The organism is Deltaproteobacteria bacterium, assembly GCA_020845895.1.
Taxonomy (GTDB): Bacteria; Lernaellota; Lernaellaia; order JACKCT01; family JACKCT01; genus JADLEX01.
In genome coordinates, this window is sequence record JADLEX010000056.1 from 32,118 (window position 1) to 48,770 (window position 16,653).

At 64.3% G+C, this 16,653-nt stretch carries 13 protein-coding genes; 9 read left to right on the forward strand and 4 right to left on the reverse strand.

Going from position 1 to position 16,653, the window contains the following annotated elements:
• Nucleotides 1-5: 5 nt before the first annotated feature.
• The 5 genes from IT350_07465 to IT350_07485 all read left to right on the forward strand — a co-directional run bounded on the left by IT350_07465 (nucleotide 6) and on the right by IT350_07485 (nucleotide 6,809).
• Nucleotides 6-1,322 (forward strand): hypothetical protein, encoded by a 1,317-nt coding sequence (locus IT350_07465; GenBank protein MCC6157876.1) that lies wholly within the window; start codon nucleotides 6-8, stop codon nucleotides 1,320-1,322.
• A gap of 92 nt (nucleotides 1,323-1,414) precedes the next feature.
• A complete protein-coding gene (locus IT350_07470) occupies nucleotides 1,415-1,885 on the forward strand; it encodes a hypothetical protein (GenBank protein MCC6157877.1) in 471 nt (156 codons plus the stop codon).
• Nucleotides 1,886-2,136: 251 nt separating this feature from the next.
• The gene (locus IT350_07475) at nucleotides 2,137-2,730 is read left to right on the forward strand and encodes a hypothetical protein (protein MCC6157878.1); all 594 of its coding nucleotides are present in this window, start codon (nucleotides 2,137-2,139) and stop codon (nucleotides 2,728-2,730) included.
• A gap of 64 nt (nucleotides 2,731-2,794) precedes the next feature.
• Nucleotides 2,795-4,573: a hypothetical protein gene (locus IT350_07480; protein ID MCC6157879.1), complete on the forward strand. Its 1,779-nt coding sequence runs from the start codon at nucleotides 2,795-2,797 to the stop codon at nucleotides 4,571-4,573.
• A 64-nt stretch (nucleotides 4,574-4,637) separates the two neighbouring features.
• Nucleotides 4,638-6,809, forward strand: a complete 2,172-nt coding sequence (locus IT350_07485; GenBank protein ID MCC6157880.1) for an FdhF/YdeP family oxidoreductase — start codon at nucleotides 4,638-4,640, stop codon at nucleotides 6,807-6,809.
• A 127-nt stretch (nucleotides 6,810-6,936) separates the two neighbouring features.
• Here IT350_07485 and IT350_07490 read toward each other — a convergent pair whose 3' ends face one another.
• The 3 genes from IT350_07490 to msrA form a co-directional block, all read right to left on the reverse strand.
• Nucleotides 6,937-8,178: a glycosyltransferase family 4 protein gene (locus IT350_07490; protein MCC6157881.1), complete on the reverse strand. Its 1,242-nt coding sequence runs from the start codon at nucleotides 8,176-8,178 to the stop codon at nucleotides 6,937-6,939.
• Nucleotides 8,175-9,608, reverse strand: a complete 1,434-nt coding sequence (locus IT350_07495; protein MCC6157882.1) for an oligosaccharide flippase family protein — start codon at nucleotides 9,606-9,608, stop codon at nucleotides 8,175-8,177. Before IT350_07495 ends, IT350_07490 begins: the two co-directional genes overlap by 4 nt.
• 61 nt (nucleotides 9,609-9,669) lie before the next feature.
• A complete protein-coding gene (gene msrA / locus IT350_07500; protein MCC6157883.1) occupies nucleotides 9,670-10,242 on the reverse strand; it encodes a peptide-methionine (S)-S-oxide reductase MsrA in 573 nt (190 codons plus the stop codon).
• A gap of 459 nt (nucleotides 10,243-10,701) precedes the next feature.
• On the opposite strand from msrA, the gene IT350_07505 reads away from it, so the two are divergent.
• On the forward strand, nucleotides 10,702-11,517 hold the full coding sequence (locus IT350_07505) for a MarR family transcriptional regulator (protein ID MCC6157884.1): 816 nt from the start codon (nucleotides 10,702-10,704) through the stop codon (nucleotides 11,515-11,517).
• Nucleotides 11,510-12,370 carry a hypothetical protein gene (locus IT350_07510; GenBank protein ID MCC6157885.1) on the forward strand — a complete coding sequence of 287 codons (861 nt, stop codon included), beginning with the start codon at nucleotides 11,510-11,512 and terminating at the stop codon, nucleotides 12,368-12,370. The genes IT350_07505 and IT350_07510 overlap by 8 nt, the downstream gene beginning before the upstream one ends.
• Nucleotides 12,371-12,432: 62 nt before the next feature.
• Here the strand turns inward: IT350_07510 and IT350_07515 are convergent, their stop codons facing one another.
• Nucleotides 12,433-13,677: a DUF1566 domain-containing protein gene (locus IT350_07515; GenBank protein MCC6157886.1), complete on the reverse strand. Its 1,245-nt coding sequence runs from the start codon at nucleotides 13,675-13,677 to the stop codon at nucleotides 12,433-12,435.
• Nucleotides 13,678-14,249: 572 nt separating this feature from the next.
• Between IT350_07515 and IT350_07520 the strand changes: the two genes are divergently transcribed.
• Complete coding sequence (locus IT350_07520) at nucleotides 14,250-14,708, forward strand: hypothetical protein (protein MCC6157887.1); 459 nt, start codon at nucleotides 14,250-14,252, stop codon at nucleotides 14,706-14,708.
• A gap of 42 nt (nucleotides 14,709-14,750) precedes the next feature.
• Nucleotides 14,751-16,550 carry a tetratricopeptide repeat protein gene (locus tag IT350_07525; GenBank protein ID MCC6157888.1) on the forward strand — a complete coding sequence of 600 codons (1,800 nt, stop codon included), beginning with the start codon at nucleotides 14,751-14,753 and terminating at the stop codon, nucleotides 16,548-16,550.
• Nucleotides 16,551-16,653: the final 103 nt, after the last annotated feature.

Below are 16,653 nucleotides of genomic sequence, written 5' to 3' on the forward strand. Positions count from 1 at the left end.
ACGCCGTGACCAGAACCGCGACATTCCAACTCGCATTGATCCTGATTCTGCTGCGCCTGTTCGCGGGCGTCGCGCGCGCGTCGTCGATCTACACGCCGAACACCATCGGCCTGTCGCCGCGCGCCACAGCGCTCGCCAACGCGCTCGGCGGCGAGGCCGACGACGTGGCCGCGCACTACCTCAACCCCGCGGGCCTCGCCGTTACGGACCACACCGAGTTCCTCGCGTCGTACGCCTACACCATGCCGCGCCTCGTCGGCGGCCTCGCGGACGGGCAGACGGTGCACGAACGCGCGAGCAACCATCTGGTGATCCTCGGTCTGCGCCTCGACCTCGATGCCCTCGCCGGGCCACGGCTGAATCTTCCGCCCCTCGGCTGGGGATTTTCCGTCGCCGTCGATCGCAATTTCGGCACGATGATGATCTTCGACGACGTGCGTTCGGATTACGGCGAATTCGACCGCTGGGGTGAGGCGAACATGACGATGCAGTCGGCGCTCGGCGTCGGCATCGCGCCGCACGTCGCGCTCGGCATCGGGTTTCACGGCGGCTTTCGCGGCGACGGCATCGTCGAGACGCGCGCCGAAGTGTCGGGCGGCACGTCGAATGAAGGCACGCGCATGCGCGGCAGCTTCAGCCCCAAGCCGCTGTACGGCGTATACGTGTATGGCGAGGGCTGGGGCGTGGGCGCGACGTACCGCGAAGAAACCTGGGGCAGCTTCGAGGCGATCGAGGTGACGGCCGAGCCCACCGTCGCGGGTCTGCCCTTTCCCACGATGAACATCCCCATGAATTTTCTGGATACCTACGTGCCGCGCGACGTGACCGTGGGCATGCACTGGGACGCGCCGGGCGGCGTGCGCGTGCTGGCCGACGGCTCGTGGCGGCAGTGGAGCCGTTACGAGGAGGTCGCCGCGCGGCCGCACTTCGCGGGATCGCACTCCGAATACGAGACGGTGGACGTGTGGATTCCGCGCGCCGCCGCCGAGTGGACGATCGACGACCAGTGGACCGCGCGCGCGGGGTATCGCTTCGAGCCCACGCCGTTTCGCACGATCGGCACGCGCTTCCCCGAATCGGGCACGACCATTCGCGGCAAGGTCATCCTCGACGCCGACACGCACGTCATGGGCGGCGGCGTGGGCTGGCGCCCGCCCATCGCCGACTGGTTCCGCGTGCCGCTGCGCCTGGACGCGACGTACCAGTATCACGCGCTCGTGCCGCGCCGCGCCGCCACGTCGGACGGCCATGATTACAACGCGCGCGGTGGTGTGCACCTTCTCCACGGCGGATTGCTGTTCGGGGGGGAGACGGCGCAGTAGCGCCGTCACCGCCGGCGGACACGACGGTCCATGTGGCACAGTCGCCCCCGCCATCCATGCAAGATGGTCGTTTCCCGCTCCGGAGGCTCCCGATGAAACGCCCCCTCGCGCTCGCCGTCGTATTGGCGCTCGCCGCCACGGTCGCCGCCGCGCAGTTTCCCGCCGACATCGCCGCGCGCTATGAGACGAAGATGACGGCGAAGGTCTCGCGCGTGATCCCGCTGGAAACGCATTCATACATCGTGCTCGTCGACAAAGGCGCGGCGCACGGCGTGAAGCCTAGGACGATGGCGCTCAAGTACGGCTTGAATACCGCCGACGGCGAATTCGCGGTGATCGAAAACTTCAAGGCGCTCAAACAATCGGACCTCACGCCGGAGCGCATGCGACGTCCCTTCGCGGCGTTCCTGTCCACCGACGACGACTTCACCGCGTTTTATTTTTGGACCTTCGACGCGGGCATCGAGGCGATGAAGGCGCTGAACGAGACGAAGGGAAAAGCGTTCGCGTATCCCGCGCCGAAGGTCGGCGATTTGGTGGAGTTCGTCATCGCGAAGCCGTGAGGCATGCCCTCACCCCCGGCCCCTCTCCCGTCATGACGGGAGAGGGGTGCCGTCTTCGATCCTGAGGCTCAGACCCGAAGGGAGCAATGCGAGGCGGGGTGAGGGTTGGTTCCCGATTATCCGGTCTTTCCAACGGTTGCGTGTTTTCCGATAATAAATGGATTGAATCGGCGACGGTGCACCCGGTGCCGCGCGATGCGGTTGGTTGAGCCTGAACATGCGAACGACGCGGATGTTCGCGCGGAGGAACGATGTCGATGAAGTGGATTGCGGTTTGGCTGGCGGCAGCGCTGTTCGCCTTCGCGGCGTGCGACGCCCTCACCGAAAGCGTGAATGACGCGACGGCCAAGGAAGAAACCTTCGAGGAAGAACTCGACGAAATGCCGATCGTCGGCGTGGGCGCGGTCTGCCCGCCGGCGCTGCTGACCTTCGACGACCTGCTGGCCGACATCGACTGGTGGGCCGACGCCAAGGGCCATCTGGAAGACCTCGCCGTCGAGGCGATGGATTACGAGGTCAAGGACAACGAGACCCCCGCCGACGTGACCGTGCGTCTGTACCTCACCGAAACCACCGACGCGGAGCAGATCTCCGAGGACGACTTCATCGGCGTGACCGAGCTGATTCCCGCGAACACGACGACTGACGACTGGACGCCGCTCGATCTCGCGACCGACGCCGAGGACCGGCTGACCGAACTCGTCATGGAGTCCGATACCGAGTTCGCCATCTGCGCCAAGATCCCCGAGGTCGAGGACGGCACGGTGGCGCAGGAGGACGTGAACCTGACGCTCGGCTTCCAGGTCGTCGCCACCGCGACGTTTGTGCCGATCTCCGGGGACTGATCCGCGCGCGTCGGATTCCTGTCCGCGTCTTGACCACGCCCCCACCGTGTGGTGGTGTGCCCGCATGCCGAAAAAGGGCTGGGACCATCTCGTCACGACGCTCGTGATCGCTGCGGCGGTTTATCTCGCGACGCACACCATGTTTCGACCGTGGCCTCTGTGGGGTCATTCGTCGGGGCTCGACGCGGCGCGGCTTTTCGAACTCGACCGCGGCCTGCGCGCGGGCGAGCTCTATACGCGCTGGGCACCCGACATGTACGCGGGTTACGGCTCTCCGCTGCTCGCGATGTACGCCCCGTGGGGCTACTACGTCGCTTGGCCGTTCCACGCCCTCGGCCTCACGCAGACCCTCGCGATGAAATGCTCGTATCTGCTCGCCGTGCTCGGCGCGGCGCTGGGCATGTTCGCGCTCGCGCGACGGATCGCCGGGCGCGACGCGGGGCTCGCGTGCGCAATCCTCTACGTCTTTGCACCCTACCTGCTTGTCGATCTGTACGCCCGCGCGGCGATTGCGGAGTTGTGGGGTTTCGCGCTCATTCCATGGATCGTGCTGGGGCATCTGCGTTTCGCGGATGAGGGCGACGCGCGATGGCTCGCGCTCGCGGCGCTGGCGCACGGGGTGCTTGGCTTTGCGCACAACATCAGTTTTCTCATCTACACGCCGATCGTCGCGTTGTTCATCGTGCTGCGCACGCCTCGCCGCCGGTGGATCGCGGCGCTGGGCGCGATCGGCGCGGCGCTCTCACTTTCGGCGTTTTTCTGGTTGCCCGCGCTCGCGCTCAAGGATGCGGTGCAGTCCGAGAAACACCTGACGACGGGATTCTTTTCGTTCACGCGGCATTTTGTTCCCGCGCTCGATCTATTCCGCCCGCACTGGGGTTTCGGCGCGCCGGGCGGTGAGGACGGCGTGGGCATGTCGCGCCAACTCGGCCTCGTGCACTGGGCCGTACTCGCGGGCGCGCTGGTCGCGGCCATCCGCGTGCGCACGGTTCGGCGCGACGCGGCGGTGTTCCTCGTGCTCGCGGCCATCGGCCTGGCGTTCACGAATCGCCTCACCGCGCCGCTGTGGGAACACCTGCCCCTCATCCGCTTCGTGCAGTTTCCGTGGCGTTTCCTGATGGTGGCGACTTTTGCCGCGACCGTTTCGCTAGCCATCGTCTTCGCCGCGCTGCGCGACGGCCTCGGCGCGCGCTGGACCGAAGCGCGTCGGCTCGGTGCGATAGGTGTGGTCATCGTCGCCGCGACGATACTGTATTTCCCCTACGCATCGGCGCGCTATCTGCTCCTCGACCTCGACACGCTCTCATACAAGATGTTCGACGCCGAAGGTGCGGCAAGCGCGGCGGGCGAGGCGATGGGCGAACCCCGCTTTGCGACCTTCGACGAATTTCTCTCGGTACCCAACGTGCGCGCGGCGAACATCACCGGCATGGCGTCGGATGATTTCCTGCCCGTGGCCGTGACGCAAAAGCCCGCGCGCCCGGCCGCCGCGCCGTGGCGCGTCGTGGACGGCGACGCCGATCTCGAGGGCGGCGAGACGGGTTTTTGCCGCTACGAAGCGCGCACCACCGTGCGCACGCATGCGACGGTCGCCCTCGAAGTCTTCTGGTTCCCCGGCTGGACGGTGCGTGTGGACGGCGCGCGAACGAAGACGGCGCCGCTCCCCGAAACCGGCGTCGTGAGCGTCACCGTCGAGCCGGGCGAGCACGCCATGGTCGCGACCTACGAGCGCGCCGAGATTCACCGTATCGCCGACGCGATCAGCCTGCTGGCGCTCGCGCTGGTGGTGGGCGGCGTCTCGGTGAACACGTGCCGGCGGCGACGATTGGACATCGAGCTCTGACCTTCCGCATTGACGCCGCGCGCCGCAACACCCTAACCTTCGCGCTTCTTTTTCGGAGGCCCCTTTGCGCCCGGCCCGCTCCGGCGGCGGATTTGCCGCGATCGCCTATACGCTGCGGCTCGCAGCCGCCGTCGGCCCGCTGCGGTTGTGGCGCGCCATGCGTTCGCGAAACGCATGCAAGGCGTGCGCGCTGGGCATGGGCGGCGCGGCGGGCGGCATGCGCAACGAGATCGGGCATTTCCCCGAGCTGTGCAAGAAGTCCTTGCAGGCCATGGCCGGGGATATGCGCGGCGCGATCCCGCAGGAATTCTTCGCGGCCAATTCCATCGCGCGCCTTCGCGCCATGTCGCCCCGCGAACTCGAGGCCGCCGGTCGTCTAACCTTTCCTGTCATCGCCGAACCGGGCCAGGCGCACTACCGCCCCATCGCGTGGGACGACGCGCTTGCACGCATTGCGGGCACGCTGCGCGCGACGAATCCGCTGGAGACGTTCTGGTATTTCAGCGGGCGCTCGTCGAACGAGGCCGCGTTTTTGCTGCAAATGTTCGCGCGCGTTTACGGCACGAACCACGTCAACAACTGCTCCTATTACTGCCATCAGGCGAGCGGCGTCGGGCTGATGGGCTCGATCGGCGGGGCGACCTCGAGTGTCGATCTCGAAGATGTGGAAAAGTGCGATCTGTTTGTCTTGATCGGCGGCAACCCGGCCTCGAATCACCCGCGCCTGATGTCGATGCTCATGCGGCTGCGTCGGCGCGGCGGGCACGTGATCGTCGTCAATCCCGTGCGCGAGCCGGGGCTCGTGCGGTTCCGCGTGCCGTCCGATCCGTGGAGTCTGCTCTTCGGCACGCGCATCGCAAGCCAGTACGTGCAGCCGCATATCGGCGGCGACATCGCGTTCATGACCGGCATGGCGAAGCGCCTCGTCGAGATCGGCGCGGTCGATGGCGTGTTCCGCGAAACGGCGACCGATGGGTGGGACGCGCTGCGCGCCGTCACCGACCGCACGACATGGGACGACATCGTCGCCGCATCGGGCGTGACGCGGGTGCAAATCGAGCGCGCCGCCGACGTGTATGCGAAAAGCCGCGCGGCGATCTTCGGCTGGACCATGGGCATCACGCACCACGCGCATGGTGTCGAAAACGTGCAGTGGATCGCGAATCTCGCCCTGATGCGCGGCATGATCGGCCGCCCGCATGCCGGGCTCCTGCCGATTCGGGGTCACAGCAACGTGCAGGGCATCGGGACGATGGGCGTGACGCCGGCGCTTCGCCGTGCGGTTTATGAACGATTTCGAGAGCACGGCCTCGCGCCGCCCGACGCGCCGGGTCTCGACACGATGGGGTGCGTCGAAGCGGCCGAGCGCGGCGAGATGCGCGCGGCCGTGTGCCTGGGCGGCAACCTCTTCGGCTCGAATCCCGACGCGGACTTCGCTCGGCGCGCGATGGCGAAGATCGGGCTCGTGGCGTACCTCAACACGTCGCTCAACAACGGCCATGCGCACGGGCGGGGCGAGACGACGATCATCCTGCCCGTCGCCGCGCGCGACGAGGAGGAGCAACCGACCACGCAGGAGTCGATGTTCAACTTCGTCCGTCTGTCGGAGGGTGGTCCACACCGATTCGAGGGACCGCGCGGCGAGGTCCGGATCGTCGCCGATCTCGCGCACCGCGTGATGGGCGAGCGCTCGCCGATCTCGTTCGCCGATCTCGCCGATCACGCGAACATCCGCGCTTGGATCGCGAAACTGATTCCCGGCATGGAGCCGGTTGCGGGCATCGAACGCACCCGCGCGGAGTTCACGATCCCGGGGCGTGTGCTGCACGCGCCGACATTCGCCACGCCCACGGGCCGCGCGAAATTCCACGCGCATCCCATCCCTCTCAGCAACGACAAAGCCGGGCACATCCGTCTCATGAGCGTGCGCAGCGAGGGGCAGTTCAACACGGTGGTGTACGAGGACGCGGACATCTACCGCGGCCAGGAGCGGCGCGACGTGATCCTCATGAACGAGCGCGACCTGGAGCGCTTCGGCATCGCGCACGACGCCCGCGTGCGCGTGAAGAGCGACACCGGCGAGATGCGCGGTCTCGTCGCGAGGGCCTTCGACGTGCGCGCGGGCAATGCGCTCGTCTATTATCCGGAATGCAACGTGCTGATCGGCCGTGCGGTCGATCCCGCCAGCCGCACGCCCGCCTTCAAATCGACCTGGGTCACGATCGCGCCGATGTGAAGGGACGAACCCTCGCCCGTCATGTGTCACGGCCGCCTTCGGCCGTGCGGCACTCGGATATTTCCCGGCCGAGGGCGGCCGGGCCACACCTGATGAATGTGGCGCGGGCTAATATTTGTAGCGCGGGCTAACTATTTGTGGCGCGGGCGCCCTCGCCCGCGACGGTATCGAACACTTCTGCGAGCTTCTTCGCCGTGACGCGCTCGTCGTAGTCCCACGCGCGGACACGGCCCGCCTCGCCGGCGCGGCGCGCGTCGTCCGGGTGTTCGAGATAGTGGCGAATCGCGTCCGCCATCGCGTCGGAATTTCCGGCGGGCACGAGCCGGCCCGGCGCGACCCCGTCGTGCGTCCAAGGCGTGCCGTCGTCGTGCCGGAAGATCTCCGCCGCGCCGCCCACGTCGGTGGCGACGACGGGTACGCCCGCGGCCATCGCCTCGACGATCACGCGCCCGAACGCCTCGACCACGCCCTGCTCGGCGCGATCGTATTTCGAGCTGTGTGCGAGCACGTCCGCCGCGCCCAGCAGCCGCGGCACGTCGGCGCGAATCCCCGCGACGACGAACCGATCCCCCGCGCCCGCGTCGCGCGCGATGGCTTGCACGCGCTCGCGCCACACCCGCGATTCCTCGCCGCCCGCCTGCACCAGCCAGGCGTCGGGAACCGAGCCCATGGCGCGGGCGAGCACGTCGTGGCCCTTCCACTCGATGAGGCGCGCGAGCGAAAGCACCACCCGCGCGTCGGGCGGCACGCCGAGCTCGGCGAGGATCGAACGTTCGCGAGGAACGGCATAGCGCGCGGGGTCGATGCCGTTTTCGGCGATCGCATAGCGGTCTGGGGTCACGTTCGGCATTTGCCGCGTCAGGCATTCGCGCACAGCCCGCGACACGCACACCACGCGCGCCGATTGCGCCGCAAAGGCCGCCTCGGTGCGCCCGAAGAGGCGGATCATCTGCGCGGCGAGCGTGAAGCGCATCCCGCGCGCGGCGAGCGCATCGCCGAAGACTTTGTTCGGCAGGTTGAGGTTGTTGATGTGCACCAGATCGGGCGGGTCTTCGTCCAACACACGCAGGAACTCGGGCACGAGTATGGATGCGAGTCGGCGATAGGCGAGAAACGAAAACGGCCGATTGAGCGGGCCCGGCAGCACGGGATCGGCGAGCGCGCCCGTGTGGCGAAAGACGTCGCGAAAGCCCGGCCACGAGAGCGTGCGCACGGGCACGTCCGGCGGAAGCGAACCGGCAAAAAGATCGGGGTTCGACGCGATCAAGCGAAACCGCGCGCCCGACTCCGACAGCACGCGAATCTGCGCCGCGAGGTGGTGGACCGATCCGCCCATCGCCGGGCTGTTGTCGACCGCGAGGATCTTCATGCCGATTTCCGAATCAAAGCGAGATCCGCGCGGCGAATAAGCCCCACCGCGATTGCGGCGGGAACATAGACGACGACGCCGGTGGCGATGGCGGCGACGAGGCCGTAGGGCCGCGCGAACCACACGGCGATACCCATCGCGCCCGCGGCGAAGACTCCCCGAGCGGCATCGACACCCACGCGCAGCGGGCCAAGTGCGCGCCGCAGCGATACGACGCTCCACGCCCACACGACGGCGAACGACGCGAGGGTCGCCGCCGCCGCGCCCATGTAACTGTGGCGCGGGATCAGATAGAGGTTGAGGCCGACGTTGATCGCCGCGCCGACGAGCGTGATCTTCGCCAGCTCGCCCTCGCGCTCCACCGCGCGCAGCGCCACCGCGGCGAGCGGGTTCACGCTGTCGAGCACCTGTCCCCAGATCAGCACGACGAGCGCCGCGCCCGCGACGGCGAAGGCGTCGCCGAACAGCAGCGCCATCAGGTCGTGTGCGAGCAGCGATGTCCCCACCGCGACGGGCAGCGTGAAGGCGACGAGCGCGCGAAACGACGGACGGAAGGCGTCGAGCACGCCCGCGCCGCCGTGCACGAAACGCCGCGCCATCACCGGGTACACGGCCATGACGAACGCGCTCGTCACCAGGCCCAGGGCCTCCATCAACTTGTACGCGGCGTTGTAGCGGCCGACGGCGAGCTCGGTGTCGACCGGTCCGCGCATCCACGAGAGCATCACGATGTCGGCGCGGTTGTAGAAGATCACGAACATCGTGGTGATGAAAAACGGCCACGAGCCGGTGAGCAGCGTGCGGATGAGGTCGCGATCGGGCCATTCGAAGCGACGATCGACGAGCAGCCCCCGCGCCCAGTGCCGCGCGAGAAAGAACGTGGCGACGCGCGCCAGCGCATACGCGCCGCAAAGCGCGACCACGCCGCCGCCCGCCGCAATGGCGCCGATGCCGAGCGCGATGGTGAGCACGGTGTTGGCCACATCGGCGATCGAAATCAGCTCCATGCGCTCGAAGCCCGCGAAGACCGCGTGATAGCTGTTCGTCACCGACGAAAAGAGCAGGCTTGCCGCGAGCAGGTGAATGGCCAGTTCGACATCGGCTGGGTAACCGAAAAACGGAACCGCGCCGAAAAGCCCCGCGCACAGGAGCAGCGTGAGCACGATGTTGGTGGTGAGGACGCCGGAAAGGAAGCGGCCCGAGCGCTCGCGTTCGCGCGCCACGAAGCGGATGATGAAGGGCCGCGCGACGTAGCCGGGGATCACCTCGACGAAGCCGACGAGCGCCATCGCCATCGAAAAGCGACCGAATCCCGCTTCGCCCATCTCGCGCGTGACGTAGCCGAGAAAGACGAGCGACAGCGCCTTGGTGGCGATGCGGCCCGCGGCGAGCGCCGCGGAGTTCTTCACGACCGAACGCAGGGTGGACATACGCTCGGCAGATTAGCAGAGGCCGCGCGCCGCCGCGAGGTGCTTTTCGTAGAGGCGTCGCTCAGTCGAACCGTTTCGTGCGGAAGTGACAGTAGGGCTTCTTTCCCTTGTGGTCGTAATAGTCCTGGTGGTACTCCTCGGCGCGCCAAAACGTGCCCGCCGGTTCCAGCTTCGTCACGACGTTGAGGCCCTTGGCCTTGAGTAGATCGACCAGTTTCTGAGCGGTCTTCTTCTCTTCGTCGCTCATATAGAAGATCGCCGATCGATACTGCTCGCCGATGTCCGGGCCCTGGCCGTTCATCTCCGTGGGGTCGTGGATCTCGAAAAACAACTTCGCCAGTTCTTCGTACGTGACCTTCGCGGGGTCGTACACGATGCGCACCGTTTCGGCGTGGCCGGTCGTGCCCGTCGTCACGTCGTGGTAGCCGGGATTCTCGACCTTGCCGCCCATGTAGCCGGAGTCCGCGGAGATCACGCCGGGCAAATGGTTGAAGTAGTACTCGACGCCCCAGAAACACCCGCCGGCAAAAAAAACGGATTTCGTGGCGGACTTCATTTCGGCCTTGGCCGGACCGCCCTGCGCGCGCGACGACGTGGGCATCGCGAGCGCCGCGGCGACGCCGACGGCGAACATGAGGGCGATGATCAGCAGCGTCTTCACGGCGAGAGTCCTTTCCCGGCCCGCGGCCGGCGGATTGTCCAACGGTGAGAGATACGCCGGAACCGTGCAAGGCGTTTCCGATTTCGATTTCTCCCGCGGATGTGCCCCCCTTTCGAGTGGCCATCGCGGATGTCACGGAGGTTGACCAAAATGCCGATATTGACTGGTCAGTGCAGGAGGCTTATATAGTCATACATGAACTCGGCTTTCCTCGAACGTCGGTTCGCCAGAGCCGTCTCGTCCGCCTTGGCCGATCTTCTGGGAGAGAAACAAATCTCCTCGGAGGTCGAAATCGGCGAATCGACGCGGCCGAACCTCATCGCGCGAGTCGGGAACCGCGTATTCATCGTGGAATGCAAAGCGAACGCGTCTTCGTCTCAGGTTGGAGTCGCAATCGAGCGGCTGAGAGGCGCCGCGAAGCATGATCGCAGAATGGTTCCCCTCGTCGCCGTGCCATACATGGGCGAGGTCGGCCGGCGTCTGTGCGAAAATGCGGACATCGGATGGATCGACTTGTCGGGCAATGCGCTCATTCGCGCAAAGGATTTGTTCGTGCGCGTCGAGGGTCGCCCCAATCGTTTCAAAACCGCCGGTCGCCCGCCCGACGTGTTCGCGCCAAAGAGCGCGCGGATTGCCCGGTGGCTTCTCATGCATCCCGATGAGGCGTGGACCCAACGCGAACTCGCCCGCTCGACGGGGATGGACGAGGGGTTCGTCAGCCGCATCGTCAAGCGACTGGCGGTGGCGGATCTCGTCTCGCGCGACGAATCCGGGAGAGTCCGGTCGCGTGACGCGAACCTGCTGCTCGACGCGTGGGCCGAGACATATCGGTTCGAAAACCACACCATCCTGAAGGGACATGTCGCCGCGCGTTCCGGCGAGGATCTCGTGAATACCGTGGCTGATCGTCTCGGCAGTGCAAAGCTGAGGTACGCGGCGACGGGACTGGCTGCGGCGTGGCTGTATTGCCGGTTTGCCTCGTTTCGGCTCGCATCATTTTATCTCGCCGAAGAACCGACCGCCGATTTGCCGGATCGAATCGGCTTTCGCGAGGATCCGCGCGGCGCTAATCTTTGGCTCGTTCTTCCGAAGGACATGGGAGTGTTTCAGGAAACGCGGGTCATCCGGGATGTCACGTGCGTGCATCCGGTCCAGGTGTATCTCGATCTGGCGGGCCACCCCGAGCGGGCGCCCGAGGCTGCCGAGCGTTTGCGCGCGGACTTCCTGAAACCGGGCGCGCATGACTGACAAACCCACTACCGCCGCGGGTTACGGTCCGAGGCAAACGGAACTGGTGCGCGCGACCTGCCTTTATGTCGCGACGAAACTGGGCGACTTGCTGAACGAGGTCGTGGTGATCGGCGGTCTCGTCCCGTCGTTGCTGATCGATCAGCACGTTCCCGGAAGCGGGATCGACGTCCATGTCGGCACGATGGACCTCGATCTCGGGCTGACGCTCGCGATCTTCGATCGGAAGCGATACCAAACACTCACCGAGCGCCTGCGTCGCGCGGGTTTCGCACCCGATCGAAACGAGCAAGGCGCGGCGACACGTCAATGCTGGCGGATTGTCGGTGAGGGCTCCGTGACGGTGGACTTCCTCATTCCGCCCACCAACGCGAAAGACCGGGGTGGCGATCTCAGGAACATTGAGCCGGACTTCGCGGCGTTCATTGCCCCGGGGCTCCCACTGGCATTCGAACATCGCATCAGCGTCACGATTTCCGGTCGAACGATCCTGGGAGAGGAAGCGACGCGAGATATCTGGGTATGCGATCCCGGCGCATTCGTGGTGATGAAGGCGTTGTCCTGCGGGAGTCGTGGAGAAAACAAGGACGCCTACGACCTGTATTACGTGGTTCGCAACTTCGGCAATGGGATCGAGGATGTGTTGCGCTACATTCATCCTCTCGTGGATCACCACGACTCCCGTCAGGCATTCGCCATTCTCCGCGCCGACTTTCTCGCGCACGACGCAATCGGTCCGCGCCGCGTCGCTTCATTCCTGACCGGCGGTTCCGACGATACGATCCAAGCGGACGTTGTCGGATTCATCGGCAGCCTCGTGAAGCGTTGGCAGCCCCCGACCGACTCGGCTTAGAAACGGCGCAACGGTCGCCCCCAGGCGGGAGCGGTTGCTGTCCGAGTTTCGCGAAATGTCAATCACACGCCTCCGCGCACGCACCGCGCGAAATTCAGCACGCGCAGCACGTCGCCCTGCGGGCCGTCGCCGCACCCGATCGTCGAGTCCGGCGTCATCGTCTTCGGGTCGCTGCGTTGCGCGCCCGCACCGTGCACGTCCATGAGTTCCTTTTCGCCCGAACCGCCGATCTCCATGCAGCCCAGCGCCTCGCCGAACGCGATGTACGCCGCGAAGTCGGGGCCGTCGTCGTGCGTGGTCGAGGTCCAGTAGTACGCCCAGTTTTCGCCGCCGCCCTCGTCGGTGATCGGCGTCGCGGTGAAGAGCGGATCGATCGCCGCGGAGTCCGTGGTCGCCGGCGAGCGGGAGTAATCGACAAGGCCCTGCAATTCCTTCGCGTTCGGCAGCCGCCAGTCGTCGTATCCGGCTTCGCTGAGGCCCTCGCACCACGCCAGCGCGTCCGGCCAATCCATCGCGCCGCCGTCGCCACCGCCGAGCGAACCGCTGTCGCCCTCGGTCCACATCAGGCCGGTGGCGTTGTCGGTAATGGTGCCGTCGCCGTTCGATGCGAAATCGTTGCCGCCATAGGCGTTGCCGCGCACGTAACGCACGAACTCCGTCATGTCGCCCGCGCCGCCCATGAGGCCGTAGCCCTTGATGCGCCCGTCGGCGAAGTTGACGCCGAACGCGGTCTCCTGGCCATCCATCGTGGTGCTCACGTACTTGGTCGCCGACCAGTACTGCGCGTCGATGAATCGCTCGCCCGCGTCCGTGTCGCCGTACTCGAAGTCGAAGACGTCCGTGTCGATGTACGGAATCGCGTCGTCGGGCACCTCTTCGAAGGATCCCGTTCCCGTCGCGCCGTTGAAGTCGATCAGCGAATACAGCTCGTCGATGCTCGGCAGCCGCCAGTCGTCGTGACCGGCGAGTTCGAAGCCGTCCGCGCCGCTCGCAGCCTCGTCCCATGTCATCTTTTCGCCGGGGGTCTGCTGCCACATCAGACCGGTTACTTTGTCGGTCACCGTGCCGTCGCCGTTGTCGGTGTAGCTCGGCGCGTTCGACGTGTACTGCGCGTCTTGGCCGAACAGATCGCCCGACGACGGGCACGCGATCACCTGATTCATCTCGTCGTAGCAGTCGGTCTGGCCGGTGTCGGGCAGGGTGTAGGGCGCTTCGGCCTGCTCGTCGTTGTCGTCGTCGTCGCCGGAATCGTCGTCGTCATCATCGTCGTCGCCTTGGGGACCGCAACCGGCGACGAGCGCCGACATCGCGAAAAGCGCCGTCAACAGGGTCAACGCGATCAGCCGTGACATCATCGTGTGCGTTCGGGGCATCGCTCACCTCCTGTCGGATGCCGTGAATGATGCCGACTCTGCCCGGCGAACGTAAACGTCGGATGGGGCCGCGCGGCGTTTTTTGTAAACGGTATGTAAAAAGCCCAGCGTGAATCACGCTGTCATTTCGACCGAGCAGTGACGCAGGAGCCGCGAGCGGAGAAATCCCTTCGGACTTCGCCATCGAGAGCGATTTGCATCGACTCTGCGCGGTCCGGGCTCTCCCTCGGCACTGCCGCCGTCGAATCGAGGCATTGCCATTCCCGAAAATTTGGGACAAATGTTGGGATCGTATCCATGAGGATTTCTCCGTAAGACCAATGTGCGTTGGGGAGGCCGCCTTGAAGGGGGTACACGAAAAGCTGTGTCGAAGCCCGTCGAACGGTTCCTGCGGTGTTCCTCGGCGTGCGTCAGCGAGGGGCATCGCTTCGTTGCAACCGGGTTGCTTGGCGGGAGGGGTTCGGTGTCGTGTCTCCGGAATTCCAATATTTTCGAGGCCAACGGAAATGACTCCTTTCGCGAAGATGAAAATGGCATTTTACGGATTCTTGGCAATTGTCATCGTTGTCTGCAACGCCTGCGCAACGACGACGAAATCCGTGCCACGGGATGCGAGGTGCGGTGACTTCGATCTCGACGTGAAAAAAGTTTGGAACGCCGAAATTCGAGCCTCGGTTCAGTACGCGTTCGTGAAATATGGCGGTGAGATCGGTGGGCAGTCCGAGAACGAAATCGTTACGCAGATGGACAACTTGACCCGCGACTGGGTGATGATGCGCGAGGCAGCCTGTCGCGATCATTTTGACCGCAAGGTGATTTCGTCAGATACCTATACCCGACGCACCGCCTGCTTGGACCGGCACCTCGCGGTCTCCCGCTCAGCGATCGCTACCTTGCAGGCCGGTAGCCCAGATGCAGGCGCACAGATCGCCCAAGCGGCTCAGATGGCATCGGAATGCCGATAACGGGCTTGTATTTGAGCGAGTGTTGAAGATCAGGGAGGCGCTATGCATTGCAGATTTCTCGCATTGATTCTCGCCATGTTCGCGGTCCTATTCTCCGGGATCGCTTTCGCGCAAGTACCCGAGAAAGGTCCTTGCGACGATTTCGAGACCGATATCAGCGTGGTCTGGAACGAGGAAGCAAAAGCCAAGGTCAACGTCGCCTTCGCGAAGATACCTCTCGATTTCGCCAAGAAGGTCTCCTACTCGGTGACGACGAAGTTGGACGGCGTTGCCCAAGACTGGGTGATGCTCAACAAGCGCGTTTGCAAGGACGCGGTGGAACGCAAAATTATCACGCCCCGCGAGTACTCGTTGCGTAGCACGTGTTATAACGCGTCGCTGATTGCGATGCGCCAGTTCAAAGAGCTCTTGATCGTTGCCGACAACGAAACGGCCGCCAAGGCATTGGACGCCTACCAGACCGTGGCCGACAAGCTCTATACGTGCGAGCAAAAGGCGGTCTATGCGGCTTACGCGCAAGATGCGGACGCACCCGATCAACAGGCGATCAAGAACACCGAGGCCCAACTCGCTAAAACGGATTTGCTCGAGACCATCGGCAAAAACGACGAGGCGCAAATCATTGCCGTCGCCGCTGAAGCTTCGTCGATTTCCTCCGGCAACAAAAGACAGCAGGCCGACGCACTGCTGAAGAAGACTGACCTAGCTTTGGATCGCGCTCAATATCCTGCCGCGGCACAGTACGCCGACGAGGCCTCTGCGATTTTCGAGTCGACGGCTGACACGATCGGTCGAGCCGACGTGTTCATGAGAAAGGGCCTAATCGCCCACGACAGAGGGAGCGCCGACGAAGCGCGAGTCTATTACGAGAAGGCTCAGTCGATCTACCAGTCCGAAGTTGGCGAACTGAGTTCTGATTACGCACTGGCGACAAGTAATATCGGCGTTTTGTGGCGGGCTCTAGGAGACCAGAAAAAGGCGATGGATTACGAGGAAAGAGCGCTGAAAATTTACCGATCGATGTTTGGAGAAAACCATCCAGAAGTCGCGGGCGCGCTTTGCAACATCGGCAATGTCTGGTTCACACTTGGCGAACACAAAAAAGCGCTGGAATATTACGAGCAATCGTTGTCGATCTACCAATCCGTGTATGGGGAGAGTCATCCCCAACTGGCGGTTGCACTCGGCAGCATCGGCAATTCCTGGTCCGAGCTTGGCGACGAAAAAAAAGCGTTGGAGTACAAAAAGCGCTCACTGGCGATCTTCAAAGAGGCGTATGGCGAAAACCACCCACGTGTGGCGTTGGCGATCGGCAATATCGGGAATTCTTGGTCAGCCCTCGGTGACCAGAAAAAGGCGCTTTTGTTCTATGAACGATCACTCGTGATTTATCGGGCGGTTTATGAAGAAAACCATCCGGACATCGCGATGGCTCTAAGCAACATAGGCGTTTCGTGGTCGGCACTCGGCGACGAGAAAAAGGCACTGAAATTCAGAGAGCGCTCTCTGGATATTTATCGGTCAGTGTACGGGGAAAACCATCCGGATGTCGCTTTTGGTTTTGGCAATATTGGAGTTTCGTGGGGAAAACTCGGTGACCAGAAAAAGGCACTGGAGTATTTTGAGCGGTCCTTGAGCATTTACCGTTCGAATTATGGGGAAAGCCACCCGGAAGTCGCGAGACTGCTGGTCAGTATTGGCGCTTCGTTTGCTTGGCTCGACGATTGCCCCCAAGCTTTGATCAAATATCGCTCGGCCCTTGAAATTTATAGACGGTTTCTGCCCGAGGACCACAAAACCATCGAACACATTAAGGCCAATATTGAAAGATGTTTGAAATAGTACATGGAATGACAGCACAGCTGGCAATCTTCAGAGCGTGCGTCAAAGTTTTTTGGATTGCGACAGACGCCGTAGACGGTCCCTCTTTGCAAGAGGTCCCGAA

Bases quoted from the DNA above. Each gene is read 5' to 3' on its own strand.
- IT350_07470 (MCC6157877.1), top strand. From the start codon at position 1,415: ATGAAACGCCCCCTCGCGCTCGCCGTCGTATTGGCGCTCGCCGCCACG.
- IT350_07475 (MCC6157878.1), top strand. From the start codon at position 2,137: ATGTCGATGAAGTGGATTGCGGTTTGGCTGGCGGCAGCGCTGTTCGCC.
- IT350_07480 (MCC6157879.1), top strand. From the start codon at position 2,795: ATGCCGAAAAAGGGCTGGGACCATCTCGTCACGACGCTCGTGATCGCT.
- IT350_07490 (MCC6157881.1), bottom strand. From the start codon at position 8,178: ATGAAGATCCTCGCGGTCGACAACAGCCCGGCGATGGGCGGATCGGTC.
- IT350_07495 (MCC6157882.1), bottom strand. From the start codon at position 9,608: ATGTCCACCCTGCGTTCGGTCGTGAAGAACTCCGCGGCGCTCGCCGCG.
- msrA (MCC6157883.1), bottom strand. From the start codon at position 10,242: ATGTTCGCCGTCGGCGTCGCCGCGGCGCTCGCGATGCCCACGTCGTCG.
- IT350_07505 (MCC6157884.1), top strand. From the start codon at position 10,702: ATGGTTCCCCTCGTCGCCGTGCCATACATGGGCGAGGTCGGCCGGCGT.
- IT350_07510 (MCC6157885.1), top strand. From the start codon at position 11,510: ATGACTGACAAACCCACTACCGCCGCGGGTTACGGTCCGAGGCAAACG.
- IT350_07515 (MCC6157886.1), bottom strand. From the start codon at position 13,677: ATGTCGGCGCTCGTCGCCGGTTGCGGTCCCCAAGGCGACGACGATGAT.
- IT350_07520 (MCC6157887.1), top strand. From the start codon at position 14,250: ATGACTCCTTTCGCGAAGATGAAAATGGCATTTTACGGATTCTTGGCA.
- IT350_07525 (MCC6157888.1), top strand. From the start codon at position 14,751: ATGCATTGCAGATTTCTCGCATTGATTCTCGCCATGTTCGCGGTCCTA.